This window comes from Priestia sp. SIMBA_032 (assembly GCF_046535215.1).
GTDB lineage: Bacteria > Bacillota > Bacilli > Bacillales > Bacillaceae_H > Priestia > Priestia aryabhattai.
In genome coordinates, this window is record NZ_JAWRXD010000080.1 from 1 (window position 1) to 606 (window position 606).

At 32.8% G+C, this 606-nt stretch carries 1 protein-coding gene; it reads right to left on the reverse strand.

Annotated elements, in window-relative coordinates; all coding sequences use genetic code 11:
- Positions 1-606 (reverse strand): condensation domain-containing protein (locus tag SB717_RS33395; protein ID WP_410907082.1); only part of this gene is annotated, 606 nt, incomplete at both ends.

Below are 606 nucleotides of genomic sequence, written 5' to 3' on the forward strand. Positions count from 1 at the left end.
CTCCGAGAGAATTATCTATCTCCCCTAAATAGTTAAAACGAATTGTATTTTGAGTTAAATCTTTGCAAGAAGGAAACCTCTCTTTAAGAATTCCATATCCAATTCCCTTATTAGGTCTTTTACGAACTTCTTCTTTAACACTCTTTATTTGATTAGCAATATTATGCGAAACTTGTAATACAATAGGATACATCGTCGTAAACCACCCTACTGTACGTGAAATATCAAGATGCTCAAATAATTCCTCTCGACCATGACCTTCTAACTCAAATTTAATTTGATCTTTGTTTGTATAGTTACCTAAATTTTCTGTCAACACAGCAAGTAACAACTCCATTGGCTGTGTATTGTAAGGCACATTTGCAGTAGTTAATAGTTTTCTTGTATCATCTGCATTCAATGTAAAGGTAAGAGTAGTACAACTTTCAACAGTACTATTTGCTTTTTCTCTATTAATTTGAAAATTATTATCTAGGGTGTTATCTATGGATTCCCAATAATCTAATTCAGCACGTACTAAATTAACGCCTCGACTATTTAAAGCTTCAGACCAATCTTGGAAAGAGTTAGTTTTTAATGGTAGCGATGGAACTTCTCCTACATACA